Source organism: Desulfovibrio gilichinskyi (genome assembly GCF_900177375.1).
GTDB lineage: Bacteria > Desulfobacterota > Desulfovibrionia > Desulfovibrionales > Desulfovibrionaceae > Maridesulfovibrio > Maridesulfovibrio gilichinskyi.
In genome coordinates, this window is the sequence record NZ_FWZU01000002.1 from 313,916 (window position 1) to 338,301 (window position 24,386).

Annotated in this window: 26 protein-coding genes and 1 riboswitch; of the genes, 13 read left to right on the plus strand and 13 right to left on the minus strand. The window is 42.9% G+C overall.

Features of this window, described 5'->3' with window-relative positions; genetic code table 11:
* Window positions 1-8 precede the first annotated feature (8 nt).
* The 5 genes from B9N78_RS06345 to B9N78_RS06365 are packed head-to-tail and all read left to right on the plus strand — an operon-like array spanning window position 9 to window position 4,100.
* A complete protein-coding gene (locus B9N78_RS06345) occupies window positions 9-1,250 on the plus strand; it encodes a KamA family radical SAM protein (RefSeq protein ID WP_085100037.1) in 1,242 nt (413 codons plus the stop codon).
* A 1-nt stretch (window position 1,251) separates the two neighbouring features.
* Window positions 1,252-2,253 carry a D-alanine--D-alanine ligase family protein gene (locus tag B9N78_RS06350; RefSeq protein ID WP_085100040.1) on the plus strand — a complete coding sequence of 334 codons (1,002 nt, stop codon included), beginning with the start codon at window positions 1,252-1,254 and terminating at the stop codon, window positions 2,251-2,253.
* Entirely contained in the window at window positions 2,253-3,251 is a 999-nt protein-coding gene (locus B9N78_RS06355; protein WP_085100043.1) for a D-alanine--D-alanine ligase family protein, read from the plus strand. The genes B9N78_RS06350 and B9N78_RS06355 overlap by 1 nt, the downstream gene beginning before the upstream one ends.
* Entirely contained in the window at window positions 3,241-3,786 is a 546-nt protein-coding gene (locus tag B9N78_RS06360; RefSeq protein ID WP_085100045.1) for a GNAT family N-acetyltransferase, read from the plus strand. The genes B9N78_RS06355 and B9N78_RS06360 overlap by 11 nt, the downstream gene beginning before the upstream one ends.
* Window positions 3,787-3,824: 38 nt before the next feature.
* A complete protein-coding gene (locus B9N78_RS06365; protein ID WP_085100048.1) occupies window positions 3,825-4,100 on the plus strand; it encodes a hypothetical protein in 276 nt (91 codons plus the stop codon).
* Between the two features lie 90 nt (window positions 4,101-4,190).
* Here the strand turns inward: B9N78_RS06365 and B9N78_RS06370 are convergent, their stop codons facing one another.
* Entirely contained in the window at window positions 4,191-4,574 is a 384-nt protein-coding gene (locus B9N78_RS06370; RefSeq protein WP_085100051.1) for a hypothetical protein, read from the minus strand.
* Between the two features lie 295 nt (window positions 4,575-4,869).
* Between B9N78_RS06370 and B9N78_RS06375 the strand changes: the two genes are divergently transcribed.
* A complete protein-coding gene (locus B9N78_RS06375) occupies window positions 4,870-5,235 on the plus strand; it encodes a cupin domain-containing protein (RefSeq protein WP_085100054.1) in 366 nt (121 codons plus the stop codon).
* On the opposite strand, the gene B9N78_RS06380 is transcribed toward B9N78_RS06375, so the two are convergent.
* Both B9N78_RS06380 and B9N78_RS06385 read right to left on the minus strand, forming a co-directional pair.
* Window positions 5,232-5,894, minus strand: a complete 663-nt coding sequence (locus B9N78_RS06380) for a Fic family protein (protein WP_085100057.1) — start codon at window positions 5,892-5,894, stop codon at window positions 5,232-5,234. The two genes, B9N78_RS06375 and B9N78_RS06380, sit on opposite strands and share 4 nt — an antisense overlap.
* Window positions 5,895-5,979: 85 nt before the next feature.
* Window positions 5,980-6,480, minus strand: coding sequence for a hypothetical protein (locus B9N78_RS06385; protein ID WP_085100060.1), 501 nt, complete (start codon window positions 6,478-6,480; stop codon window positions 5,980-5,982).
* Between the two features lie 242 nt (window positions 6,481-6,722).
* Here B9N78_RS06385 and B9N78_RS06390 point away from each other — a divergent pair, with 242 nt between their 5' ends.
* Entirely contained in the window at window positions 6,723-7,469 is a 747-nt protein-coding gene (locus B9N78_RS06390) for a HEPN domain-containing protein (RefSeq protein ID WP_085100063.1), read from the plus strand.
* Window positions 7,470-7,583: 114 nt separating this feature from the next.
* On the opposite strand, the gene thiC is transcribed toward B9N78_RS06390, so the two are convergent.
* The 8 genes from thiC to B9N78_RS06430 form a co-directional block, all read right to left on the minus strand.
* Window positions 7,584-8,888, minus strand: coding sequence for a phosphomethylpyrimidine synthase ThiC (gene thiC, locus B9N78_RS06395; RefSeq protein WP_085100066.1), 1,305 nt, complete (start codon window positions 8,886-8,888; stop codon window positions 7,584-7,586).
* 22 nt (window positions 8,889-8,910) lie between these two features.
* Window positions 8,911-9,573, minus strand: a complete 663-nt coding sequence (gene thiE / locus B9N78_RS06400) for a thiamine phosphate synthase (protein WP_085100069.1) — start codon at window positions 9,571-9,573, stop codon at window positions 8,911-8,913.
* The gene (gene thiF / locus B9N78_RS06405; RefSeq protein WP_085100072.1) at window positions 9,570-10,202 is read right to left on the minus strand and encodes a sulfur carrier protein ThiS adenylyltransferase ThiF; all 633 of its coding nucleotides are present in this window, start codon (window positions 10,200-10,202) and stop codon (window positions 9,570-9,572) included. Before thiF ends, thiE begins: the two co-directional genes overlap by 4 nt.
* Complete coding sequence (gene thiH, locus B9N78_RS06410; protein ID WP_085100075.1) at window positions 10,199-11,326, minus strand: 2-iminoacetate synthase ThiH; 1,128 nt, start codon at window positions 11,324-11,326, stop codon at window positions 10,199-10,201. Before thiH ends, thiF begins: the two co-directional genes overlap by 4 nt.
* A 3-nt stretch (window positions 11,327-11,329) precedes the next feature.
* Window positions 11,330-12,106 (minus strand): thiazole synthase, encoded by a 777-nt coding sequence (locus B9N78_RS06415; protein WP_085100078.1) that lies wholly within the window; start codon window positions 12,104-12,106, stop codon window positions 11,330-11,332.
* 4 nt (window positions 12,107-12,110) lie between these two features.
* Window positions 12,111-12,311: a sulfur carrier protein ThiS gene (gene thiS / locus B9N78_RS06420; protein WP_085100081.1), complete on the minus strand. Its 201-nt coding sequence runs from the start codon at window positions 12,309-12,311 to the stop codon at window positions 12,111-12,113.
* Window positions 12,312-12,374: 63 nt separating this feature from the next.
* A riboswitch (TPP riboswitch) is annotated at window positions 12,375-12,477 on the minus strand.
* 250 nt (window positions 12,478-12,727) lie between these two features.
* Window positions 12,728-14,050 (minus strand): M48 family metalloprotease, encoded by a 1,323-nt coding sequence (locus B9N78_RS06425; RefSeq protein WP_085100084.1) that lies wholly within the window; start codon window positions 14,048-14,050, stop codon window positions 12,728-12,730.
* 100 nt (window positions 14,051-14,150) lie between these two features.
* Window positions 14,151-15,212 (minus strand): HDOD domain-containing protein, encoded by a 1,062-nt coding sequence (locus tag B9N78_RS06430; RefSeq protein WP_085100087.1) that lies wholly within the window; start codon window positions 15,210-15,212, stop codon window positions 14,151-14,153.
* Between the two features lie 250 nt (window positions 15,213-15,462).
* Here B9N78_RS06430 and B9N78_RS06435 point away from each other — a divergent pair, with 250 nt between their 5' ends.
* From B9N78_RS06435 to B9N78_RS06455, 5 genes are all read left to right on the plus strand, one after another.
* On the plus strand, window positions 15,463-16,182 hold the full coding sequence (locus tag B9N78_RS06435; protein WP_085100090.1) for a class I SAM-dependent methyltransferase: 720 nt from the start codon (window positions 15,463-15,465) through the stop codon (window positions 16,180-16,182).
* A gap of 34 nt (window positions 16,183-16,216) precedes the next feature.
* Complete coding sequence (locus tag B9N78_RS06440; protein WP_085100093.1) at window positions 16,217-17,272, plus strand: succinylglutamate desuccinylase/aspartoacylase family protein; 1,056 nt, start codon at window positions 16,217-16,219, stop codon at window positions 17,270-17,272.
* A gap of 60 nt (window positions 17,273-17,332) precedes the next feature.
* Entirely contained in the window at window positions 17,333-19,399 is a 2,067-nt protein-coding gene (locus B9N78_RS06445; RefSeq protein ID WP_085100096.1) for an AsmA family protein, read from the plus strand.
* Window positions 19,400-19,487: 88 nt separating this feature from the next.
* Window positions 19,488-20,120 carry an ABC transporter ATP-binding protein gene (locus tag B9N78_RS06450; protein ID WP_245805485.1) on the plus strand — a complete coding sequence of 211 codons (633 nt, stop codon included), beginning with the start codon at window positions 19,488-19,490 and terminating at the stop codon, window positions 20,118-20,120.
* Window positions 20,117-20,929 (plus strand): ABC transporter permease, encoded by an 813-nt coding sequence (locus tag B9N78_RS06455; RefSeq protein ID WP_085100101.1) that lies wholly within the window; start codon window positions 20,117-20,119, stop codon window positions 20,927-20,929. The genes B9N78_RS06450 and B9N78_RS06455 overlap by 4 nt, the downstream gene beginning before the upstream one ends.
* Before the next feature lie 87 nt (window positions 20,930-21,016).
* On the opposite strand, the gene B9N78_RS06460 is transcribed toward B9N78_RS06455, so the two are convergent.
* Complete coding sequence (locus tag B9N78_RS06460; RefSeq protein ID WP_085100104.1) at window positions 21,017-22,699, minus strand: hypothetical protein; 1,683 nt, start codon at window positions 22,697-22,699, stop codon at window positions 21,017-21,019.
* Window positions 22,700-23,032: 333 nt separating this feature from the next.
* Here B9N78_RS06460 and B9N78_RS06465 point away from each other — a divergent pair, with 333 nt between their 5' ends.
* The gene (locus B9N78_RS06465; RefSeq protein ID WP_085100107.1) at window positions 23,033-23,704 is read left to right on the plus strand and encodes a carbonic anhydrase; all 672 of its coding nucleotides are present in this window, start codon (window positions 23,033-23,035) and stop codon (window positions 23,702-23,704) included.
* A gap of 27 nt (window positions 23,705-23,731) precedes the next feature.
* Here the strand turns inward: B9N78_RS06465 and B9N78_RS06470 are convergent, their stop codons facing one another.
* Window positions 23,732-24,205, minus strand: coding sequence for a transporter suffix domain-containing protein (locus B9N78_RS06470; protein WP_085100110.1), 474 nt, complete (start codon window positions 24,203-24,205; stop codon window positions 23,732-23,734).
* Between the last annotated feature and the right edge of the window lie 181 nt (window positions 24,206-24,386).

The following is a 24,386-nucleotide window of genomic DNA, read 5'->3' on the forward strand; positions in this document are numbered from 1 at the left end:
GATAAAAAATGATTGAAATCGCTGAAAGCTCAGAATTGGAGCCTCCCCTTTCGTTGAATAATTTTGCGAAGGTGTGGTCAGATGCAGGGAATGAGAATAAATTTGCAGACTCATCTTTAAAAGAATTCCGGAAACGCGTTTATCCTACAATTTCCGATAGAGAGTGGGACGATTGGCGTTGGCAGATAGCAAACCGGGTCAAAGACGTAGATACCATTGAGAAAGTTCTCGGTGATTCAATGGCAGGAGCCATGCCTCTGAGTAAAGGGCTTCCTGCGGCAGTAACCCCGTATTATTTGGGTGTTGTTGCTTCTTCCGGTTCAACAGGTCTTCGTCGTTGTATAGAGCCGACGGTACATGAATTTATGGATGACGCTAATGAAAGCGCTGATCCGCTCGGTGAAGAAGGGCATATGGTTGCCCCGGGATTGGTACACAGATATCCTGACCGTGTACTTTTTCTGGTGACAGATTATTGCTCTACATATTGCCGTTATTGCACCCGCTCAAGGCTTGTCGGTAAAACCGGCCGTCCTCATTCCATGAAAAATTGGAAGAGTGCAATTGAGTACATAAAGAAAACTCCGACCGTTCGTGATGTTTTGCTGTCAGGCGGAGATCCGTTAACCCTTCCTGATGAAAAGCTGGATTGGTTGCTTACGGAACTACGGGCTATTCCTCATGTGGAAATTGTACGAATCGGATCGAAGGTTCCGGCTGTTCTGCCTCAGCGTATCACTCCGGAGCTTGTGAAGATGCTTAGAAAGCATCATCCGCTTTTTATGAGTTTGCATTTTACTCACCCGGATGAGCTTACTGCTGAAACAGCAAAGGCATGCGCCATGCTGGCGGATGCAGGTATCCCTCTGGGCAGTCAGACAGTCCTTTTGAAAGATGTGAATGATGAAGTTGAGACCATGACAAAGTTGATGCAGGGACTGCTTAAAATCAGGGTTCGTCCTTACTATCTGTACCAGTGCGATCCAATTCCCGGTTCTGCTCATTTCAGAACACGGGTCGAAAAAGGTTTGGAAATGATACAGGGATTACGCGGCCATACTTCCGGCTATGCAGTTCCAAGTTATGTCATTGATGCTCCCGGAGGGGGAGGTAAGATTCCGCTTCTGCCTGAATATTATATGGGTAGAAATGAAAAAGGTGTTATCCTTAGGAACTACGAAGGCAAAATTTACAGTTACCCTGATCCGGAACCATGTGCTGAAACATGTACCGGATTTGCGAAGGCATAAAATGAAAATAGGCATGACATACGACCTTAAGGACGATTACCTGAAACGTGGATTTTCGTTCGAAGAGGCAGCAGAATTCGATTCCGAGGTAACTATTGCGGGAATTGAGAACGTCTTAAAGAAACACGGCCATACTGTAGACAGAATAGGTAATATTAATGACTTAGTCTCCCGCCTTGCGTCAGGCGGAACATGGGATATGGTTTTTAATATTGCTGAAGGTCTGAAAGGTCTCGGCCGTGAAGCTCAGGTTCCGGCTTTGCTTGATGCGTGGGGTATTCCTTATACATTCTCAGGGCCTGAACTTATGTCATTAACCTTGCACAAAGCCATGACAAACGCTGTGGTGCGCTCTTTGGGAGTTGCCACTGCGGATAACTTTCTGGTCAGAAGCGTTGAAGATATCTCCAGCGTAAATCTCCAGTTCCCACTGTTTGCCAAGCCCGTAGCGGAAGGCACCAGTAAAGGTATCAGTGCGCGTTCTCTGGTTCATAATAAAGCTGAACTTCGCAGTATCTGTGAAGAATTGCTTGAGACCTTCAGGCAGCCTGTCCTTGTTGAAACATTTCTGCCCGGACGTGAGTTCACCGTGGGAATACTTGGAAGCGGAAGTGACAGCCGGATTGCCGGAGTCATTGAAGTTGCGGCTGTAGGCAAAGGCGATTCCTCCGCCTATACTTATGAAAATAAGCAGGAATGGAGAGAACGAGTTTCCTATGAGCTTGTAGACGACGAAGCAGCCATGAGTGCAGCATCGCTTGCTCTTAAAGCATGGCGCGGTCTTGGATGTCTTGACGGTGGTCGCATTGACGTTCGCCTTGGACGTGACGGCGGACCAAGGTTCATTGAGGTAAATCCGCTTCCGGGGCTTAATCCTGAAAGTTCCGACCTTCCCATTTTGTGGGCACTTGGCGGTGGCAAGTATGATGTTTTAATTAAAGAAATTTTACACTCAGCGCTTCTTAGACTGGGCCGGATAGATGCTTACAGAGGCGCAGCATAATGAAAAAAATTGCCGCAATTGTGAGAAATCATGTTCCATCCAACGCTTCTAAGGATGTTCAGGATGTCATAAATCAAAGTAGATTTGTGGGAAAAGTACTTCGTGGACAGGGCTGGAGTGTTGTTGAAGTGGAACTTGGTTCCGATATCGGCGAAGTTGTATCTGCACTGCGCGGCATAAGGCCGCATGTAGTTTTTAATCTTGTTGAAAGCTTTATGGGATCGGATGAATTAGCCAGTATGGCTCCCGTGATATTCCGAAATCTGGGTTATTCGTTCACCGGAGCGGACAGCCCTGTACTGTTTATGACAAACGATAAACTGGCCGCTAAACGGCATCTGATGTCTGTAGATTTACCGACACCCCGCGGGCTTGATGAAATAGGTTTAAAGCGCGGGCGTTTCAGTCATAAGGGGCGTTATATAATTAAAAGCAGATATGAGCATGCATCTCTTGGACTTGATGAGACTTCAGTGATTCAGGCTGATAAAGCAGAGGATCTTCTTGCGGCAATGGAAGATCAAAGGCAGAAGCTCGGCGGTTCCTGCATTGCGGAAGAGTTTATAGATGGTCGTGAATTCAGCGTATCTCTAATTGAATCACCCAGTGGGGAATGCATGATTCTCGGTTCCGCCGAGATTGCTTTCCGGGCCGACATGGATGTAAAAATTGTCGGCTATCAGGCAAAATGGGATGAAGGATCTGATGCTGATAAATCCACAGTCAGAGGGTTTGAGTTCCGTAAAGCTGAGCCTGAGCTGTCCAGACTTTTGGAAAAAACTGCGCTTGATTGCTGGGAAGAAATGGGTCTTAGAGGATATGCCCGTGTTGATTTCAGAGTGGATGCCAATGGAAAAGCCTTCATCATTGATGTGAATGCCAATCCTTGTCTTTCTGAAGATGCCGGATTCATTGCTACAGCGATGGAAGCCGGATGGAAACCGGAGGAAGTCATTTCTTCAATCGTTAAGAGTGCGTTGGGGAAATATGCAAACTAAATTAGATTGCGCGGGAACTGTCACCACTGAATCGTTTCAATGTGATGTTATTTTCTTAACTGAGCTTGTTCCTGATGATGTTAAAACACTTTGCAAAATTACAGCTCAGACAGGTTTCTTCTCAAAAGAAGAAGTGCTGATTGTTGACGAATTGGCGCGGGCTTCCATTTCCGAGGGCGAGAAGAGCGGTTATCACTTTCTGTTGGTTCTGCCGGAAAATAGAGACCGCATGCATCCTTTGGGATTTGCCTGTTACGGTCCTATTCCGGGATCAGTCGGAAGCTGGGACCTGTATTGGATTGTAGTTAACAGGGAAGATCAGGGGCATGGATACGGTAAAAAAATTGCCACGGAAGTTGAGAGTCGCATAAGAAATACCGGCGGAAGGAAAATCTTTGTAGAAACATCTTCAAGGGCGCAATACTCCTCAACCAGATGTTTCTATGAAGCCAGCGGGTACAAACCGGAAACTCGTCTTTTGGATTATTATGATCTAGGCGAAGACTGCGTTATATTCACAAAAGAACTGAATTAAACTGAACTGGCAGAGTTAAATTTGTCGGAGATTTTTTTATGAAAAGAACACATGGACTTACAAAAGTCAGCGGAAGAGTTTTACCATGGGAGATGAGCCCTGAAGATTCTTATCTGCTTATGATTGCAACAGACGAAAATGAACATTTAGTGGTGGACCAGACTAATGCCGGAGTGGATTTGGAAGATTATGTCGGTGACTGGATTGAAGCCACCGGTATAATAAGGCAGTGTGAAAACTGCACGCGGATTTGTGTGAAATCTTTTCAAATTTCCGAGGACGAAGAGTGGGATGAGGAAGATGATGGGTGGTAGAAAATTTTTGTAGAATTTTTTAGCCCGGCAATTCACTGTGTGAATCGCCGGGTTTTTTTATGCTATAATTATTGCAGAAGATTTTGCAGGCTATTCATTTTGAAAGCCGGGAGTAGGGTTGATCCTTGCTTCAGGTTTACCCTGATGCCTTCTGTCCAAGTGGGCATATTTCTTTACAGCTCTATCCGTAAAACGTTCCAGAATGTTTTCAATGTCTGAATTATCTACAATTTCTTGAAATTCGGAGCTCTCAATGAGAACCGGAGAAAGCCTGTATCCCTGCTCGGAGTCTGGAGCAAATGTGATAGATTCAGACTTAATATCGAGCCTGTCTCCGATAGTTTCTTGCAAAAAAGCTAAGGCGGTTCGCTCGAAGAAGTGGCGGATGTCCACAGTAGATTCAGCCTTATCAATCATATCCCGATATGCCGGTTCCACTTCACGTTCATAAGCATTGAAAGAAACTTTATCCATATTCTCCTCCATATTTTGAAAGACTGCCAGCGACTGTACTTAGACGCCAACCTTACAGAAAGTATAACATACATGCGCTGGATGAACAAAGGAAAGCGAGAGAATTATGTTTAATTAATCGTGCATGCTCTACAGCTGGAATCGATTTTATAATGATGACCCCGGAATTCCCAAAAAAACACTTTTATCAAATTGTAGGATGATAATGCGGCAGTAATTGCTTGTTGTTAGTGCAGACTTTTATCGATAAGTTAGAGTCTAACGGTATTAAGCAAAATAAACATCAGGAGATATCATGCAGGACAAGGTTATAAATATAAAAGAAAAGTTGTCAAAATTTTCCGAACACTGGTCACCGCGTGTAGTAGCGCAAATGAACGATTATCAGTTCAAGGTTGTGAAAATAAAGGGTGATTTTACGTGGCATGATCATAAAGATACGGATGAGGTCTTTATGGTGATTGATGGTAAAATGCGTATTGATTTTCGTGACGGAAGCGTCGAACTTTCTAACGGAGAAATGTTCGTTATCCCTAAAGGTTTAGAGCATAAGCCCTTTGCAGAAGATGAGTGCCAAGTTTTACTGGTAGAGCCTTGCGGGGTGATTAATACCGGCGAAAGCGGCGGGGAACTTACTGCTGATAATGATGTTTGGGTTTAGGAAAACCGCCCATACATCTTTTCATGGCATTTTTTTAGAAAATCCATCATCTCGGCATGGTCACCGGTTTCATAAAATTTGATCATGCCACCGTTATATTCCGTGAGCCATTTGGCGGGAACCGAAAGCGGCGCATAGCCATTACTAAGCAAATGACCATTTGCCATAAGTAAGCCTGTACGTTTGTTGCCATCGTAAAAGAATTGGCTGCGCGCAAAATCTAAGTGGATTCGATACGCTTGCTCGCAACTGTCTGATAACTTGAGTATTTCATTGATTACAACAGGAAAGAGATCCTCTAATTCATCAGCTTTAGGGGGCTCATATTCCGTTCCGGCAATACCAACCTGCCCCGATCTGAACTGCCCGACTTCCAGAGCTTCATCTTTTGCAATAATCTTTTGTACGGAACAGGCAATTTCTTTGCTAATGGCAAAGGTATCGGTCTTTGCGAGTTCAATAACTTTTTCCCAGCCGAGAATCTGCTGTTTCAGCTTGTCTTCGTCTGCGATTTTATGACCGCCCACAGTGATGCCTTGGAGGTATGTCTGCACCTCTGGAAAAGTGAAGGGCATCCCTTCGAGGGCTTGAACATCGAAGACTAGTTCTGCAAATATCTTTTTAGCTATGAATAAGGCTTTTTTCTTATCCTGTTTCACTGGTGATCCTTTTTGTGTGTGGAGTGGTCGGGTGAAATAGTTTTATAGTTCTTTTGTTTGGGATTTGGAAGGGGCTCTCTTGCTATCAGAAAGGCCATATAAAACAAAATTCAGGAGCTTTTCCCAAAATACTGCTTAAACTAAAATAGCCACCAATAATTAGAAATGTAAAAGATAGTAACCAGATGATCATAGCTAAGTATTCAAAAAAAGTTCCCCATTTGTGTTTTTTACTTTTTGGAGGGCAGTTGTCATACATATCTAACGTGTAAAAAACGTATATAAGATATGCAATTCCAGAATTTAGCAAAGCAAGGATAGCACTTGTTCCAAGACATGTTAGTGCCTTGGATATATCAGGTCCTAATATTTTGTTTTGGACTAGGATTTGTCCAATGAACGCTAGCATTGCAACAAATGACCCTCCAGACACTATAAGGATAGCTTTTGTCGCGTTAAAACCTGCTTGCATGAGAGCATTATGCATAATTCTATGTTGTGCAAGTTGGTCTGCTTTTCCTTGTCTCCATAATGTTAGTTCATGTTCATATTTTATTAATCTAGTTTTTTCGTCTAAGCCTTTCATTTTGATTTCTCATATTTTTAGTTGTATATAAATACTCTTATAAGTTGTGTAATCTTAAAATATGTATCTGCCAATAAATAAAAGCCCAACAAACTAAAGTACGTAGATGCCCACTAACCTCAGTTTTTCATAAGAATGTTGCTTAAACAACTAATTTTTGATTTGAATAAGTTTTTTATAATCTTGTTTCACTGTGAAAAGTATATAATATTTTGACCAATCTAAAATACTGGGGGTTCTCAATGAGTGATGCCATAAATCCTAGGGCAAAGGATTCAATTTGTGATTTGGCTCGTCGATCTTTTCGTGATGTCGCTGATCAGGACTATATTGCTGCAAGAGTTTGTTATCGCTTAGGATTAACTGGTCAATTTGTTTGGATGGCAGAACAAGCTGTTGAAAAATACTTAAAAGCAATTTTATTATTTAACTTTAAATCAGCAAAAACTAAGCACAATTTGGAAGAGGCTTTAAAAGAAGTACATTGTATTAAAGAGATAGAGTTTAATATAAAAAATGAATCTGAAACTTTCATAAAGTATTTAAATCAACAAGGTGTGAATAGATATTTTGATAAGTTTCACTATACGGAAGGAAATGAATTAGAACAGTTAGATATTACTGTATGGGATATTAGAAGGTATTGCCAAATTTTAAATTATGGCCGTATAATAGATGGGAAAAATGTAAGTTATCTTAAACATAACATTGCACAAATACATGAATGGGGAGGCCGTAATGATCCGCATAAGTTTAAAATTGATAATGGATATTTAGAAAAGGTTTTGCTTGATGGAAATATCTCTCAACGAAAAGGATTAATTTGGAATAATTCGTTTTATGGAAGTCGTAGGAAGAGCAAAATTAAGATTCCATTTAAAGCCTTCTTTGCTTGGCCAACGCATGTGATCACTCCTGAGTTCTTTTCTGAATATGAAAAGTTGGTTTACTTTCCTTCTAAGGTTAAGGAAAAGTATAATAAAGGTTAACTATTTGATTTGATGGATTTATAATTGTCATGCTAGCAATAAATCCCCGACAGACATAACATCCGCCGGGGCAATCTAATCCAAAATATTCCAGATATTTATAATTCAACAAAACTAATCATCAAGCTGAATATCCTTACCGGCCAATACGCGATTCATATTTCTAACCGCACACATCTTACCGCACATGGAGCAGGAATCTTCGTGCTCAGGTTTGGATGATTCACGGTACTCACGCGGTTTAACCGGGTCCATAGCGAGATCGAACATACCGTTCCAGTCAAGGGCGGCGCGGGCTTTGCTCATGTTGTCATCCCAGTCTCTTGCACCGGGGTGTCCTTTGGCTACATCGGCGGCGTGGGCTGCTATTCTGGTTGCTATGATACCTTCTTTCATATCTTCAAGAGTAGGCAGGCGCAGATGTTCCGCAGGGGTTACGTAGCAGAGGAAATCTGCTCCGTTCATTGCTGCGATAGCACCACCGATGGCGGCTGTGATGTGGTCGTAACCGGGGGCAACGTCTGTTACCAGCGGTCCTAATACGTAGAACGGTGCGCCGTGGCAGAGACGTTTTTCCATCATCATGTTTCCGGCAATTTCGTTCATAGCCATGTGGCCCGGGCCTTCTATCATGACCTGTACGTTGCGTTCCCATGCGCGTTTTGTGAGTTCGCCAAGAGTGATGAGTTCTTCAACCTGACAGGCATCAGTAGCGTCATTTAGACAACCTGGACGGCAACCGTCACCTAGGCTTAAAGTAACGTCATACTCTTCGCAGATATCTAAAAGGCGGTCGAAATGTTCGTAGAACGGATTTTCAGCCTTGTTGATTTCCATCCATGTGAACAGCAGTGAACCGCCGCGGGAAACTATGTTGGTCAGTCTTCCGCCAAGTTTAACTTTTTCAGCAGTGTGTTTGTTAAGGCCGCAGTGGATGGTCAGGAAGTCAACGCCGTCTTCAACGTGCTTTTTAACAACGTCAAAAAATTCGTCTACAGTAATATCTTGAAGGTTCTTATCGTAGAAACCGACTGCATCGTAGATTGGAACTGTTCCGATCATGGCAGGGGACATTGCTATCAAGCGCTTGCGGAATTCCTGAGTTTTTCCGTAACAGCTGAGGTCCATGATGGCTTCCGCTTTCATGTCGAGCGCCATTTGAACTTTTACCAGTTCAGGCTCAATGTCGCAGCAGTCTTTAGAAATACCGAGGTTTACGTTGATTTTGGTGCTGATCCCTTCACCCACTGCTTCTGGGTCCAGATTGGTGTGCTTTTTGTTTGCAGGGATAATCACAGTCCCTTTAGCCATGCGCTCCATAAGAACTTCAATGCGCATGTTTTCTTTGCGAGCAACGATTTCCATCTGAGGGGTGACAATGCCTTTGCGGGCTGCGTCCATTTGTGTGGTGTATGTCATGAGAACTCCTATTCTGGTCAGTTTAGCTTTCTGCCGAGGACTGCATAGCGTCCCGGAGGGCGTTGATTTTGGTTCCGATATTTTCGGCTTCTACTATTTCAGTAACCAGTGCCACACAGCGCGCGCCGTGTTTGACCACTTCAGCTACGTTGTTTTCTTTGATGCCTCCGATGGCGACAAAGGGGATATCTATATTTTTTACAACATATTCCAGATATTCAAATCCGACGGGATCGCAAACATCGTCCTTGGTGAAAGTGCGGAAGATCGGGCCTACACCGATGTAATCCGCGCCTCGATTCACAGCGTCGCGAGCCTGCTCGGGACTATGGGTGGAAAGGCCGATAGCCATGTTTTCCCCGACCAGCTTGCGGACGGCTTCTATGGGAAGATCTTCCTGTCCGATATGCACACCGTCAGCTTCAACCAGTATGGCTAACTCAATGTCGTCATTGATAATGAAGGCGGCCCCGGCTTCACGGGTCATCTTGCGTATTTCAAGACATTCCTGATATTTGGCACCCATCTTCTTTTCTTTTTCGCGGTACTGAATAAGCTTGATTCCGCTGTCCAGCATAGCCTTGATTATTTCCAGATTGGAACGGCCCTGCGAGAATTTTTCTGCGGTCAGACAGTAAATGTCCGTGTCCAGAATGTTCTGTCTGGTTATTTTGCCAGCGCTCACTTTAAGCCTCCTTCTATCTCGAATTTAGTAATATAGTAGTTTAGAACAACATCAGCCTGTTTGGCTGCGGCAATGGCGACTTTGGGTGAAAAGGGCGGATGATCTTTGGAACATTCTGTTTCCATGTCTCCGACCATGTAAAAATTATCACGGACCTTGCGGGTGATAATCGCATCAGCATTGCCTGCGCCGCCTATGCCCGAGGCTGCAACAATCAACTTCTCGGTCGGCAGAAAGGTTTCAACAACAGTGCGCTTAAGCCTCGCATCATCGAAAGCTTCCACCACCGTGTCGCAATCCTCGAACATGGCTTGTATGTTGTCAGGAGTAATTCTTGTTACCCGCACATCAAGATCAAGATCAGGGTTTACTGCGAGCAGATTTTCGGAAAGAGCGTTGACTTTATACTTATCCAGTTGCTGCAATGTGTAGCACTGGCGGTTGAGATTGGATTCTTCAACCTTGTCAAAATCAACCAGCACAAAACATTTGAATCCGCTGCGAACCAGATGCATGGCGCAGTTGGAGCCAAGTCCGCCTGCACCGGCAATTCCGATTTTTACGCTTTGAATATACTTCAAACGCTTTTCGCCAAGATAGGCGGCTATGCCTCGCTCAGTCCGGTTCAAACTGATTCTCCGTAATGTTCATCCAAGCACTGCCAGTCTTTGAAAACAGGTTGGTAACCGTGTTTTTTAAGAGCCGCACACATTTCTTCTGCGCTGCGTCCGTCGGAAATCTCAAACTGTCCGACTTTTTCACCTTTTTGAGTGTGACCGCCGACTTCGGTGGAAACTCCGGCAGACATTTTAGTGACGCCGAGCGGGAGAATCTGTTCACGGAATTCAGGGTTTTCCCTTGTGGAAACAGTGATGCCTAAGCGCGGCAGGAATATACGCAGTGCTAACATGTTCTGAACCATGTCGCGGTCGCTGGCTATTGAAGCCGGCTGGAATGATCCGGCATGAGGGCGCATTCTTGGCAGTGAGACCGCTATATCTACATTGGGGTATTTTCTCTGCAAATACGCGGCGTGTAATCCGGTCAGCAGGGAATCTTTTCTCCAATCATCAAGTCCCAAAAGGGCTCCGATGTTGACTACCCGCATTCCGGCTTTACAACTGCGTTCAGGAGCATCAAGGCGATAGCGGAAATCCTTTTTAGGTCCGGCGGGATGCAATGTGGGGTAAAGTTCCTCATTGTAAGTCTCTTGGAACATTGTCATTCCGTCCACGCCTACTTTTATGAGATCAGCGTATTCTTCCACGTCCATAGCGTAGATTTCAATGGATACGGATGGGAAGTATTTGCTGAGTATTTTTACGCAGGATTGCAGATATTCAGGGGAAGCTTTTGCGCGGGCATCTCCGGTAAGAATCAGCAGTTGTTTCATGCCTGTTGCGGCAATGGCTTTCGCTTCTTCTTCAACCTGATGCGGCTCCAGATGGTCGCGTTTAATATTATTTTTGGTGTTGAAGCCGCAGTAAATGCAGCGGTTGGTGCAGTAGTTTGAAAGGTATAACGGGGTGAACATTTGAATTGTTTTACCGAAATACTGTACAGTCAGCTTGCTGGCTTTCTGCGCCATTTCTTCTATAAAAGGAACAGCCGCAGGGCTGATCATGGCCAAAAAATCATCAGCGTCAGGTGATTCTGCGTTTATTGCGCGCTTTACGTCTTCTGCTGTTACTGCTGCAAATTTTTCTGCAAGCGGCATAGCTCCGTATTCAGCGCAGATGGGATAAAAACTCATAGTCTAATCCTCGCTCAAAAATCCGGTCAGGGGCGATGATGCACTTGCGTGCCGATGTTTTGCTCCGGGTCCGGAAAGATATGCTTCTCGTCCGGCTTTTACTGCCTGACCGAAGGCTTTTGCCATCAGAATTGGGTTGCTTGCAGTGGCGATTGCAGTATTTACCAGACATGCATCAGCACCCATTTCCATAGCTTCGCATGCTTCAGAAGGGCGGCCTATACCGGCATCAACAATAATAGGCAGGTCGATTTCATCAATCAGGATGCGTACCATCTCTTTGGTCTGAAGTCCGCGGTTGGAACCGATAGGAGCTCCCAGCGGCATAACTGCTGCAGCTCCGGCGTCAACAAGCGAGCGTGCTACGTAAAGGTCTGCGTTTACATACGGCAGAACAATGAATCCTTCTTTTGCAAGAATTTCAGTAGCCTTAGCTGTTTCATATCCGTCAGGCAGCAGGTATTTGTTGTCTGAAATTACTTCGATTTTAATCCAGTCTCCACAGCCCATGGCTCGTGCTAAACGGGCGATGCGTACAGCTTCTTCAGCTGTTCTCGCACCGGAAGTATTGGGCAGGAACTGCATATGTTTAGGAATAAAATCCATAACATTGCCGGTTGTGGATTCCAGATCAACACGGCGCAATGCGACAGTGATTATTTGAGAACCGGAAACTTCACATACTTCAGGAATAACTGAATCATCGGCATATTTGCCTGTGCCGATAAGCAGCCTGCTGTTAAATTTGTGACCGCCTAATTCAAAAATATCTTCGCTCATTTTTTCATCCTCCGCCAACGAATCGGAGTACTTCAAGGTGGTCTCCGTCGTTTAGCATAATATTGTCGAAAGTATCGGAGGGGATGATTTCCTTGTTGAGTTCAACCACTACTGTTTCTGAAGCGATCTGCTTTAAATCCAGCAGTGCAAGAACAGTCATCTCATCGTTTATTTCGGTTTCTTTTCCATTAACTATGACAATCATAATTTGCTCCGGCAAAAAAAAATGCGCTTACCCAAAAAAGGGTAAGCGCAGATAGAAAAAACTTAATATCTATAGCAGCTTCCCTCCGGCAGAATTACCCGCATCAGGTTCGAAGGGACCGACGTTAATGTCATCTCAGTCTAAAAAGACGCCCCTAGCTGCCGAAAAGCTATGACAATAGATTTGCGATGTAAAGCGAAAGGTTATTTTTTTGTAGAATAGTGTTTGTTCAACATTTAGGAACGGAGTCCAGTATTTTGGAAAATAATAAAAAGTCTACATTAGAAAGACCATGGTGATCTTGGAATACCTTGCCGACCATGGCTTCCGCTTCAGGGGAAAGGACTTCTGCCAACGTGACCACTACGCGTTATCAGAAAGGCCGGGGAGCTTTTTTCGTTGGTCCATGTTTTTTATTACTGCGCATATCCCCAAGAATTCAGCCTGCTGTTAGCAAACTGCGCATATTTTCCTTCACGATTGTTCTGGAGGAATTTGTAGTATTCACTGGCTGCCATACGGCGGTTCCCTAAAGCTTCGTAGGAAACTCCTTTGAAGAACGTTATGATAGAGTTTCCGGGCAATATTTTGTTATATTCATTAAAATCGTTTAGAGCCTGATTATATTGTTTTGTGTTGATATTCAGCACACCTGCAATCTGGAGAGCCTGAGCCTGTGCAGGGTAAACACTTTTCGCCCGATTTGCGAATTGCAAAGCTTCAGTATTTTTGTCCTGAGCCATTTTGCATTTGGACATGAGCAGAAGGCCGACATAATCATCCGGCGCAATGGTGAGTGCTTTGGAAAAATGTTTTTCCGCATCGGTAAAAGCTTTATTGTTCATGGATTCTTCACCTTTTTGCATTTCCTCAATAGCCGGAGCTATTTTGCGAATGGATGCGGTGTTGTCCATATAACGTTCTCGCAGAATTTTACCGTGTTTCTTTGCGTATACGGTGTTTCTTTTTTTAACTGCGTCTGCGTAACGTTCTTCGCTCATAGGATGGGAGGCAAACATCTGCTGTATGAATGACGGATCGGTTTTATGCAGTTTGTTGAGCATGGCCATAAGATCGACCATACCATCCGTATCATATCCTGCTTTATCCATATAACTCATTCCGAGGCTGTCCGCCTGACGTTCGTCCGCGCGGGAATAATTGGCGAGCAGTAAGCTCGCGCCTACTGTGCCCACTTGTGAGGCCAGAGGGGCGAGGTCGCTGCCCTGTGATGAAAGAACTCCTACTCCGACGGCCAGAACTCCCTGGGTTGCCATGCTGGTGCTCATGCGCGCGGCCGTATGCCTTGCATTTACGTGACCTATTTCGTGACCAAGCAGGGCGGCGAGTTCCGCCTCGTTTTCAAGCTTGAGCATAATGCCGCGGGTGCAGGCAATACTGCCGCCCGGGAATGCATAAGCGTTGACATAGTTGGCGTTAACGCAGCGGAAAGTATAGGGCATGTCAGGTCTGTGACTGATGGCCGCGATAGATTGTCCCACCTGATTAACGTACGTATTGACTTCGCTGTCCTGCACAGGGCCGTAGTCGGCGGAGAATTGATGAGGGGCGTTTTGCTTATCGAGCTGAATCTCTTCCTGCTGTGAAACCAGCATGAGCTGTTGCTCTCCGGTCACAGGATTTACTGCGCATCCGGCAAGAACTCCTAGAGTTCCTCCTGCAATAAATTTTAATGCTTGTCTTCTGGATATATCTACTGGGCTTTTAGTCGTAGTCATGTTTCCTCCGTGTTACGAATTATGTCCTAGATATATCGGCTCATTAAGTTTGGCAACCGCATACCAATTTATGAAAAGTCGGTGCAAATATATTAACAGTCTAATCTTGGTTAAGTGTTTTAAAAGTCTCATCTATTAAAACTCTCAATTTGGGTATCAGCTCAGTAAATTGAGATGGAGTTATCCCGATAGTTTTTAATGCATTCTTATCCAAACTTCCTATAACTAAAGATAATCCAAGTTCATAACCAAGAGCACTGGCAAAATAATCGGCTACATGAATAACTGCCGCTTCAATGTCAATTTTGATTGTTTCCGGATCATGATGCCCTGCAGCAGCTTTTACAAGGTTTGGCGGAAGTTCCCAATCTTGGCTGAGAATACCTCCAAGTACAGCATGATTAAATCCCAGCACTTCCACTTCTGCATCATAAAAACTTATTTGTTTTTCGTTAGCAATGCGAATAAGTTCAACTGCAAGGCTTCTTTCACTTTCAAAAATTACATGAACTCCAATGTCGTGGAGGAGGCCCGATACAAAAAAAGGTTCAGGATCTCCTAGATTTGCCGTGCGGGCAATTTCCTGCGCAATAATCCCGCAGGCAATGGAATGTTTCCAGAATTTTTCAAGTTCAAGAACCGCTATTTTAGATTTTTTAAACATGCTGAATGAGACTGTTCCAAGAGCCAGCAGTCCCGCTTTTTGTACGCCCAAAAGCGCAACAGCTTTGCTTGGTGTATCAATTGTCGCACTTAAGTTGAAAGCCTCACTGTTTGCAAGGCGCAGAACAGACGCAACAAGTTTAGGGTCTTTGTTGATTATGGCTACAAGGTCATCGGCAGTACTTTTAGGATCGTTAATTACCCGTTTAATTTGAATTAAAATCTGTGGCAGAGATGGAAGGACAACAGTCTTTTTACTTAAAAAATCTCGAGGGCCTGAAGGCTTTTTACCATCCCATGGTTCAACATGTAAAAGCTTAGGTTTATCTTTGAACTCATCCGGATAATTAACCATGTCATGGTAAACCCGTTTTTGAGCATCTGCTTTCAGCATGCTCACAATCTCGCATTTGTCATCAGATTGGCAGAAGATTCTTTCAGCATATTGGTCTGCTGCTTTTTTAATATCATAGTCGATAGAATGAGTGCTGGTAGTCATTTTTCAATCACCTCAAAAGATTTTGAATTACAGTTGCATAAGTCTAAAGATTGTAATTTATAAGTAGCATAACATCAGAACAGTTTGTATTAAAATATTGAATAATGGGGACTTAAGATTGCTTAAGAGAATTCTTTTTAATATAGAGGACAAAGCTCAAAATATATCTTGAAAATAATTTATGTATGAGTGCATTCATGAATCTATTCCCGTTAAGAGTCTCACTGCCTGATTTAAAGGAGATTATACGTTGCCGGATTTGAAACAGACTTCAAGAAAATATGCGACATCATTTTATCATATGGTTGCGAAAAGCTGGAAAAAAAAACGGTTTATGCAATTTATTGAGCTGGTAAAACCTCTTGCAGGCGAAAAGGTAATTGATCTCGGCGGAGCGCAGGGTACTTTTTTTTATGAAAATATTGATCTTGTTAAAGAATACGATTTGCAGGTGGTAATTGCCGATATTAATCCGGATTCATTAAAAGTTGCTGGAAGTAGAGGATTCTCAACATACCTGATGCGTGAGAATGAGCTGCCGGAGATGGAAGCCGGAGTATTTGATATTGTTTTTTGTAACAGCGTAATTGAACATGTGACTTTTCCTAAAGAATGTGTGTGGGATTATACGCAGGATGATTTTTATATAAAGGCTCTTGCTATACAAAAGGATTTTGCAAGTAATATTGAAAGGATTTCAAAGAAATATTATGTGCAAACACCATGTATTGATTTCCCTGTTGAATCTCATACATGGCTGCCAGCATTTTATTCTTATCCCATGAATAGAAAACTTCATGTTGAGCGTTTAAAAAAGATATCAAAATATTGGATCAAAACAACAACTCCTGATTATAATTTGCTTAATGAAGAGCAGTTTAAATCATTTTTCCCCGGCGCAACAGACGTGTTCTGTAACCGCGTAATCGGTTTTGCAAAAGAACTCATAGCGTACAGAGCTGATTCATGAAATTAAACTTTGATGTCCAAGGACGCGGTGAAATATGATAAGAAAACGGGCTCCGTTCAGCATTGCCGGAATTGATATTATGCCCGGAGAAAGACGGACTGTAGAAATAGCGGCGGCCAAACTGTATAATCGGGCAGATCTGTTTATGAATGTTCAGGTTATCCATGGCAAAAAAGACGGGCCGGTCTTATTTATTTCCGGGGCTGTGCATGGTGATGAAATTAACGGTGTGGAAATCATCCGCCGGTTGCTCGGACTGAAGCTGGTTAATTCTCTTAAAGGAACTCTCATAGCCGTTCCAGTTGTTAATACGTTCGGTTTTATCAATAAATCACGGTATCTTCCTGATGGAAGAGATTTGAACAGATATTTCCCCGGTTCAGCCAAAGGATCTCTGACCAGCCAGATAGCATCAATTTTCATGGAAGAGATTGTGTCGCGCTCCACTCATGGAATTGATTTTCATACAGGTGCAAATTTTAGAAATAACCTTCCGCAGATACGTGCCTGCTTAAGTGATACGCAGGTCAGCCAAATGGCTATGGCCTTCAACGCGCCTGTTGTTATTGATTCTCCCTTGCGTGAAGGTTCGCTCCGTCAGGCCGCTCTCGACCTTGGAATTCCAATGCTTATGTATGAAGGCGGCCAGCCTATGCGATATGATCAACTGCCTATCCAAATAGGAACTCGCGGAATCATCTCGGTTATGCGTTATTTAGGAATGCTTCCGGCATTAAAACGTACGCCAAGACGTTCAAAATCTATTTTAGTGAAAGATTCTATATGGGCGCGTGCCGATTCGAGCGGGATTTTCCTGCCGCGCGTTAATCTTGGGGATATTGTCGCTAAAAAAGAAGTGCTTGGTATTGTTACAGATGTTTTCGGTGAAAATGGTTCACAGGTACTTTCACCTGCAAAAGGAATTGTAATAGGCCAGCTTGAGAATCCGCTTGTTCATAAGGGTGATGCCACAAGTCATGTTGCAGTTATAAAAGATATAGGTGACGCTGAAATCGCTTTGGACTCCTTTCAAAAAGAATATGATATTGAATCAAATTATCAACCGTTTGAGGATGATCTTTTAAAATAAAGTATACAAAGAGAAGTCCGCTCTTTAGAATAATCGCGAGATAAACCTTCAGGAGGGGATATGTACTTTATGAAAGCTGTCCGTACCTTTTTAATTGCCTGCTTAAGCCTGATTCTTCTGGCTGTTCTTTCCATTGGCGCAATTCTGGTTTTTAAAATTCCAGTTGATGCCACGCCGCTTAGACCCTCTCTTGAAAAGATTTCTTCTTATGCTTTGGGGCGCAAGGTCACATTCGGCGGCGATCTCAGGTTCATTACTTCCCTTGACCCTGCCATTGAAGTTTCAGATATTATTATCGCCAATCCTCCCGGTTATTCTGATAAAGAATTTGCAACCCTTAAATATGCCAGACTTCATCTAAATGCTTTCAAGTTACTGTATGCAAAAATTGAGATTCATGAGCTGACAGTGGAAGGCATTCGTCTTAATCTTGAAAGCAAGGAAGACGGCTCCGTCAATTGGGATATGGAAATAAAGGGGACAGGCGCAAAGACTGATCCAGCTCCAGCTTCTCGCACGGATCATCTCCAATTAACCTCGGACTCTTTCAGCATTCAGAAAATTTTATTTAAAGATATTCAGGTCACTGAAATAAACCCCGGTCAGCGTTTAGAATACCGCATTGATGAATGCAGCGGATCAGGTAAGATTGGCGAGCCTTTCCATCTTAATTTTAAGGGTAAAATAAATACACACCCGTACACGATAGGCGTGAAGGTCGGCTCGCTTTCAGAGTTCTTGGCAACGCAGAAAAGCTGGGCGGAAATAAAGGGCGAGATTGCCGATACTGAGTTTACGCTGGTAGGTGATTTGCAACTTCCGGTTTCAACGGGATATGCCAATTTGAGTGTTTCCGTTAATGGAAATAATCTTAACAGTTTAAATTCATTGCTTAACGTTGATCTGCCTCCGTTTAAAAAATACGGAGTCCTCTGCGAATTTAACGCGCGAAAAGGGCAGGCCAGTCTGAAAAAACTTGATGTGCATGTGGGTGCAAGTAGACTAGTCGGTAGCGGTAGTTTGTCGCGTTATTATCCTGAAGGTCCTTCTAAAAAAGCGAAGCCGGATATTAAAACTCAGCTCACAGCAGAATTAATTCAGCTTGATGATTTTAAGTTATACGGCTGGTCACCTGCCGGTGGAAGTAAACAGGAAACGAGCAGCAACAGCACCTCAAAAACGGATGTTAAGATAAAATCTGACCCTGACGTCAGGACTTTGCTCAGCCCTGAGCTGATGAACAGTCTGAATGCCCAGTTTAAGTTTGAAGCTAAGGACGTCAAAAAAGGAAAGAATAATTTAGGCCACGGAGTTCTAACCGTAACTCTTAAAAACGGAGTTCTTTCTATTGATCCGCTGGATTTGAATATCCCCGGCGGGGATGTTCACTTTGACGGCACTTTTGCGATAACAAAGCAGGGAATAAAAGCCGGAATCAATACTCTGATCGATAAATTTGATTACGGTATAATCGCCCGCGGAGCAAAGCCGGATACAAATATGGGCGGGCTTATCAGCTTAGATGTTTCGCTAAAATCAGATGCGCCGAATTTTGATGCCATTATGGAACATGCAAACGGTCATTTTCGCATCGGTGCTTATCCCAAGAATTTTAAATCGGGAATTATTGATCTCTGGGCTGTAAATCTGTTTACGGCAGTTATGTCCAGTGTTGAAAAAGACCAGTCAAAGATCAATTGCGCCATACTTGAGCTGAATATTAAAAACGGCATGATGAATTCCGAATCAATTGTAATTGATACTTCAAAGATGCGGATTTATGGAAAAGCCGCAATCGATTTTAAGAAGCAGACTCTTGATGTAGAGGCCGCGCCGAAACCCAAACATCCAGAATTTTTTAATTTAGCAACTCCGGTAACAGTTCACGGGACTTTTAAAGATTTCGGTGTAGGTGTAAGCCCGTTTAATCTTGCTGGCACAGTAATCTCATTCGTAACCAGTCCGGTAGTTGTGCCTTTTGAACGACTCTTTATTAAAACGCTCCCGGAAAGCGGGTCCGATGTATGCTTCATGGATTTTACGAAACAGGAAAGCTTTCCTGACAGTACTAAGAATGCAACGGCCTTGCCGCGTGGGCATGGTACGAAGAAGGGGAAGAAGAAATGAAATTTGACCTCTACAACCAAAACAAAAAATGAATATTCCGCAACCACAAGAAGTTAACCAGAGCACACCAGTTCTGGAATTTAAAAACGTGAATTTCAGCTGGCCAGATGGCAATGGGCTTAAAGATGTTTCATTTGCCGTACCTGCTGGGCAATTTGTTCTGATTTCAGGACCGTCCGGCGCAGGTAAGTCCACATTGCTTCGTCTGGCCGTGCGGCTGGAAGAAGCTGCGCAGGGCACAATCCTTTTGCGCGGTACTTCAATTGATACCTTTTATCCGCCGGAACTCCGTTCTAAAATCGGTTTTGTCCAACAGACTCCTATTATTTTACCCGGAAGTGTGCGCGAGAACCTTTTGATGCCGTTCACTTTGCAAGTTAGAAAAAATTTCACTTTGCCGGATGATAAAGTACTTATGGAATGGATGGAAAAGCTTGCTCTTGACCGTGTCTCTCTTGATGCGGATGCCGGATCTCTTTCAGTCGGGCAGCGGCAACGGATCTGCCTGATCAGGACTGTTTTAACTAAGCCGGATGTGATTTGTTTCGATGAGCCGACAAGCTCTCTTGATCATGAAAGCAGGGTGCGGGTTGAGAACGTTGCCGAGGATTTGGCGGGGCAGGGTATTGTAATACTTATGGTTAACCACACCAGTTATCATCCCAAGTGTCCGCATATGCATATTACCGTGGCAGATGGCAAAGTTGAGGTGATGTTATGACATCAGGTTTCATTTCTATTTCATGGGTGCAGTTATTGGTAGCACTCAGCCTTGTGACCATTTCCGGCGCAGTTTCCGTGTATTATCAGCTCAAACTGGAAAAAGACCTTGCCATCGGAGCCGCCCGTACTTTTCTGCAACTGCTGGCAATGGGGTACGTGCTGAATGTTCTTTTCGGCCTTAATAACGCACTGCTTGTGATGGGATTGTATTCGATAATGGCGTTTTTTTCCGTGCGCATTGTCCATGGGCGGGTAAAAGAGAAAAGTGTTTCGTATCTGCTTCCGACAACTATTGCGGTTTTTTTCAGCTGCACTCTTATTACCGCGCTGGTTACAAAGGTTGTTATCGGGGCTGATCCGTGGTGGACACCGCAATATTTTATTCCGATAGGCGGAATGGTGGCGGGGAATTCTATGAATGCGCTTGCCATATCGCTGGAGCGTTTTTTTTCAGAACTCAGAACTCGCCGGGATGAAGTCGAGATGATGCTTTGCTACGGAGCAGATTATAAAGAAGCCACGGTTGATATTTTCCGCAAAGCTCTGCGTGCGGGGATGATCCCGTCAATTAACGCAATGATGGGCGTGGGGCTGGTTTCAATTCCCGGTATGATGACGGGACAGATTCTGGCAGGAGCTAATCCTGAAGAAGCCGTGCGGTATCAGATAGTTGTTATGTTCATGCTGGTTGCATCAACAGCTCTATCATCTATTATAGTGCTTCTGCTGGTGCGCAAACGCTGTTTTTCATCTGCAATGACATTGCTTCTTAAAAAACTTGGCGGACAGGTTGATAATGGTAAATAATACTTAAAATTTATTGATACACATAGCCTTCTGTCTGTTATGAAGTTATGCCGGAACAAAACTTACTTTGTATTTATTATTTGATCATTACTTTGAATAATCTAATGAATTTAATAAAGTACGGCTGTCGTCAAGTGTCAGACCAATTTCTTTACTCATACCCTTAGATGCTGTGTTTGCCTGCGAATCGAATTCTTCCAGCTTGCCTTCACGCCGTTGATTAATATACTGCTTGCCGTTGCCAAGGTCTTGTGTAGCCTCAATTTGGGTATAAAGTATGTCATCACCATTTTTCACTTCTTTAATGCTTTCACGGGATTCAATACTTGCTTGTTTTTTTAAGACTTCATTTTTATCATAACTTTCATCAAGATGACTTGTCTTATGTAATGTTGGTGCACTGTAATCCTCTACAAGAGAACTTTCACGGTTACTGATGTATTTTTTGCGGATATTATTTTCTTTAGCTGATTCTGTGTCTACTTGCCGCGCTGCGAGTTTACCGTCTTTATAGATTTCATTTTCCCATGATACTTCGTACGGGCGAACATCTTCGCCATATTTGGCAATGTTCTCTACACTGTCAAAGGAACCTTTGTTGATTTTCTCTTCAATTATATCACTGTAGAAACCCGCGTTGGATGAACTTTCCATCAAAGGCTTGCCAAGCAGCTCAGTAGCAGTTTTAGCGCGTCCTGTGGCGTAGTCTTTTTCGTCCATGTTAAGAGTTTCCAACAATGTTGCACTTGGTGGCAGTTTCTTTGATTCTGCCTCTTTCATAGTCATTGATCCTGAACTCTTTTTAACTAGCTTGCCCTGATTATACCATGAAACAGACATTGTTTGTTTAAGTTTGCCACCTTTCGGACGTGGATCGTCAACGTGCTTTGAATCGAAATATGATTCACGCAGTATTTCTCCTTTAGAATCGTAGTTTTGAATAGTAATTTTAAGATTATTTGAATTTTTTATTTCATTGGTTTTTCCTGACTTACTGTCACCTTCAATCCTGCTCGGCCGGTTGGTTTGATTTATAAAATCAGCTGAATTATCGATATTAATATTTTTTGAAATATGCCCGTTTAAAAATTCTTGAACAGATGCAATATACTTAGTTGAGTGTTTGTCAGTAGTTGAGCGTGCAATCAGGTCGTTAATGTCAGTAGACTGAGCATCAGTGAAGTTTGCGAACATGTTGGATAGCTTGTTATCTATCTGTCCTTCAGCTTTGTCTTTATATGCACTCTCAAGGCTCATTCGATCATTCATCCGTCTGCTTACTTGACCGTTTTGATACCAAGTAATTTCGCGCTCCACTCTTGCTGCGGATTTGCTTCCGTCATTTTTAAGCATTTGCAAATTTGTCTTAATGGATTGGTTAAGTTTACCTGCTTTGTCATAAATTTCAGTCTCCAATACAGCACTATCGGCAGAAAGTTCTCCGTGTACAGACTTAACGAGTTTGTCATCATGATATTCATAAATTTCAAGCTTTGAACCTTCAATTTTAACAATTTGCTTGTTCCCGTTAGCTAGAGTTGTGCTCCCTGATTTCAAATCGAAAAGTTTTTCCCATGAGTTAGCAGGAACTGCTTCCTCTTCCGTAGATTTATTATACATATTCAAAGCTTCAGCTGAGATTCTGATAGTATCTTTTTTTTTGGATTGGTTCTGATCAGGTAGCGACTCTATTTGCTCATCCTGTTTTTTTGAATATTCTGCAGAGTAGGGCTGAGTTCCATATGAAATTGAATTAATTGAATCTGTCATGATAAAATTATCCTTATGCTGAAAAAAAGTGGCGACCGTATTTTATTAATACCTCAGACTTAAATAAAGTATCGGACGCTCTTAATATAACTTAATAGTTTCGGTATATATAAAATAATATATGTGTTGATAAAATTGGGGAGGCTGTTTCTAATTTTAAAGTATTAAATTTTCTTGTTGTCTGACTACCGTATCCATGAGAACTTAATAGAAGTTTTAAGAAAAATAAGTAAAATGATTAATTAGAAGCGTGGCAGGATGATAGCTTCGTTCGCAGGCAGTGCTTTTTTGCAATTAATTTAACAATTACTATAAGATGGATTTTAAAAAAATATGAAAGAGATTCGTAAGTTTATTAACGGTTTCAAGGAATTCAGAAAAGAATATTACTGTCGGGATGATTCTCCGTTCCTAGAGTTGCAGGATCATCAGGCTCCCTCGACGATGGTGATCGCGTGCAGTGATTCGCGTACGGATCCATCCCTTATTTTACAATGTGAACCCGGTGAAATCTTTGTTGTGCGAAATATTGCGAACATTGTTCCTCCGTATGAACCGGATACTAAACTTCATGGGGTTTCATCTGCGCTTGAATACGCGGTGAAGTTTCTTAAAGTTCAAAATATTATTATTCTCGGGCATAGCTCCTGCGGCGGGATTAAGTCGTTGATGGCGGATGAAATTTCGGAAGAGGATGAATTTATCAGCAGATGGCTTTCTGTTTTGAGTTCTGTAAGGGAGAAAGTCCGGGCGCATTATCAGAGTGTAAGCGTTGAAGCCTGCACTGCCTGTGAAATGGCAAGTATACTTCATTCGCTGAATAACCTTTTAACTTTTCCGTGGATTGCAGAGCAAGTTGAGAATGGAACTTTGGAGATACATGGCTGGTATTTTGACCTTAAAGATGGGCATCTGTTAAGTTATAATGACGAAAGCAGGCTGTTTGAACCATTAACTTTACCAATTTTGCCTTTATGCGGTTCAGTAGTTAATCAAACAGAATAATCCGGTTGGTATGGAGTTCTCCATAATTTATTCTGGGCCGGGCCAATCGAACAGATGTGTAAGCCTGTCCCAGAACTGACTGCCCAGAGTCAGCATTGAGGTTATGAAGAGAAGTTCACTTATTATCAGTGACCATGTAAGAATTCCGTGGTCCGGCGGCAGGAAGAATATTTCGCTCAGCAGGACATAGTAATATGGTAGCAGGCTTGCTATCATCAGCACTACTCCTATGCGATGCCTGGTCCTGCTGATGTGTTTTGAACTTGGCTTTTTTTTGAAAAAACTCATAAAGCGGGTTTTCATAACCAACATGAATTCTTTCCCTAAAAGAGCCGCCGCACCGATAAAGGCAAGTTCTCCAGTCGCCAGAAATGTTACGGCGAAAGTTCCCGATTTGGCTATGTCTACATCAATAAAAGGGAGTGCCGCAAAGACCAAGAACGGCAGAAAGCTATAACCGATAAGGATTATTCCAAGATAATATTTCCAATCTTTATTCATTGTGCATATCCTGATGGTAAAATTATTGAGTCATATCTTTATAACCTGTCGCGGTTAATTTGAGAATAGTTTTAAACAATTTTCTATAAATTGTGATGAAAGGTATTTAAATTGCAGATAAATGTTGAATTGTTGTAAGTTCGTTTTCAGGCAATGGGTATAGTAATTAAGAGCCCAAGAG

Bases quoted from the DNA above. Each gene is read 5' to 3' on its own strand.
- B9N78_RS06390 (WP_085100063.1), top strand. From the start codon at position 6,723: ATGAGTGATGCCATAAATCCTAGGGCAAAGGATTCAATTTGTGATTTG.
- B9N78_RS06445 (WP_085100096.1), top strand. From the start codon at position 17,333: ATGTACTTTATGAAAGCTGTCCGTACCTTTTTAATTGCCTGCTTAAGC.
- thiC (WP_085100066.1), bottom strand. From the start codon at position 8,888: ATGACATACACCACACAAATGGACGCAGCCCGCAAAGGCATTGTCACC.
- B9N78_RS06385 (WP_085100060.1), bottom strand. From the start codon at position 6,480: ATGAAAGGCTTAGACGAAAAAACTAGATTAATAAAATATGAACATGAA.
- B9N78_RS06440 (WP_085100093.1), top strand. From the start codon at position 16,217: ATGATAAGAAAACGGGCTCCGTTCAGCATTGCCGGAATTGATATTATG.
- B9N78_RS06425 (WP_085100084.1), bottom strand. From the start codon at position 14,050: ATGACTACGACTAAAAGCCCAGTAGATATATCCAGAAGACAAGCATTA.
- B9N78_RS06415 (WP_085100078.1), bottom strand. From the start codon at position 12,106: ATGAGCGAAGATATTTTTGAATTAGGCGGTCACAAATTTAACAGCAGG.
- B9N78_RS06375 (WP_085100054.1), top strand. From the start codon at position 4,870: ATGCAGGACAAGGTTATAAATATAAAAGAAAAGTTGTCAAAATTTTCC.
- thiH (WP_085100075.1), bottom strand. From the start codon at position 11,326: ATGAGTTTTTATCCCATCTGCGCTGAATACGGAGCTATGCCGCTTGCA.
- B9N78_RS06430 (WP_085100087.1), bottom strand. From the start codon at position 15,212: ATGACTACCAGCACTCATTCTATCGACTATGATATTAAAAAAGCAGCA.
- B9N78_RS06460 (WP_085100104.1), bottom strand. From the start codon at position 22,699: ATGACAGATTCAATTAATTCAATTTCATATGGAACTCAGCCCTACTCT.
- B9N78_RS06345 (WP_085100037.1), top strand. From the start codon at position 9: ATGATTGAAATCGCTGAAAGCTCAGAATTGGAGCCTCCCCTTTCGTTG.
- B9N78_RS06365 (WP_085100048.1), top strand. From the start codon at position 3,825: ATGAAAAGAACACATGGACTTACAAAAGTCAGCGGAAGAGTTTTACCA.
- B9N78_RS06465 (WP_085100107.1), top strand. From the start codon at position 23,033: ATGAAAGAGATTCGTAAGTTTATTAACGGTTTCAAGGAATTCAGAAAA.
- thiS (WP_085100081.1), bottom strand. From the start codon at position 12,311: ATGATTGTCATAGTTAATGGAAAAGAAACCGAAATAAACGATGAGATG.
- B9N78_RS06350 (WP_085100040.1), top strand. From the start codon at position 1,252: ATGAAAATAGGCATGACATACGACCTTAAGGACGATTACCTGAAACGT.
- B9N78_RS06360 (WP_085100045.1), top strand. From the start codon at position 3,241: ATGCAAACTAAATTAGATTGCGCGGGAACTGTCACCACTGAATCGTTT.
- B9N78_RS06355 (WP_085100043.1), top strand. From the start codon at position 2,253: ATGAAAAAAATTGCCGCAATTGTGAGAAATCATGTTCCATCCAACGCT.
- B9N78_RS06455 (WP_085100101.1), top strand. From the start codon at position 20,117: ATGACATCAGGTTTCATTTCTATTTCATGGGTGCAGTTATTGGTAGCA.
- B9N78_RS06470 (WP_085100110.1), bottom strand. From the start codon at position 24,205: ATGAATAAAGATTGGAAATATTATCTTGGAATAATCCTTATCGGTTAT.
- B9N78_RS06370 (WP_085100051.1), bottom strand. From the start codon at position 4,574: ATGGATAAAGTTTCTTTCAATGCTTATGAACGTGAAGTGGAACCGGCA.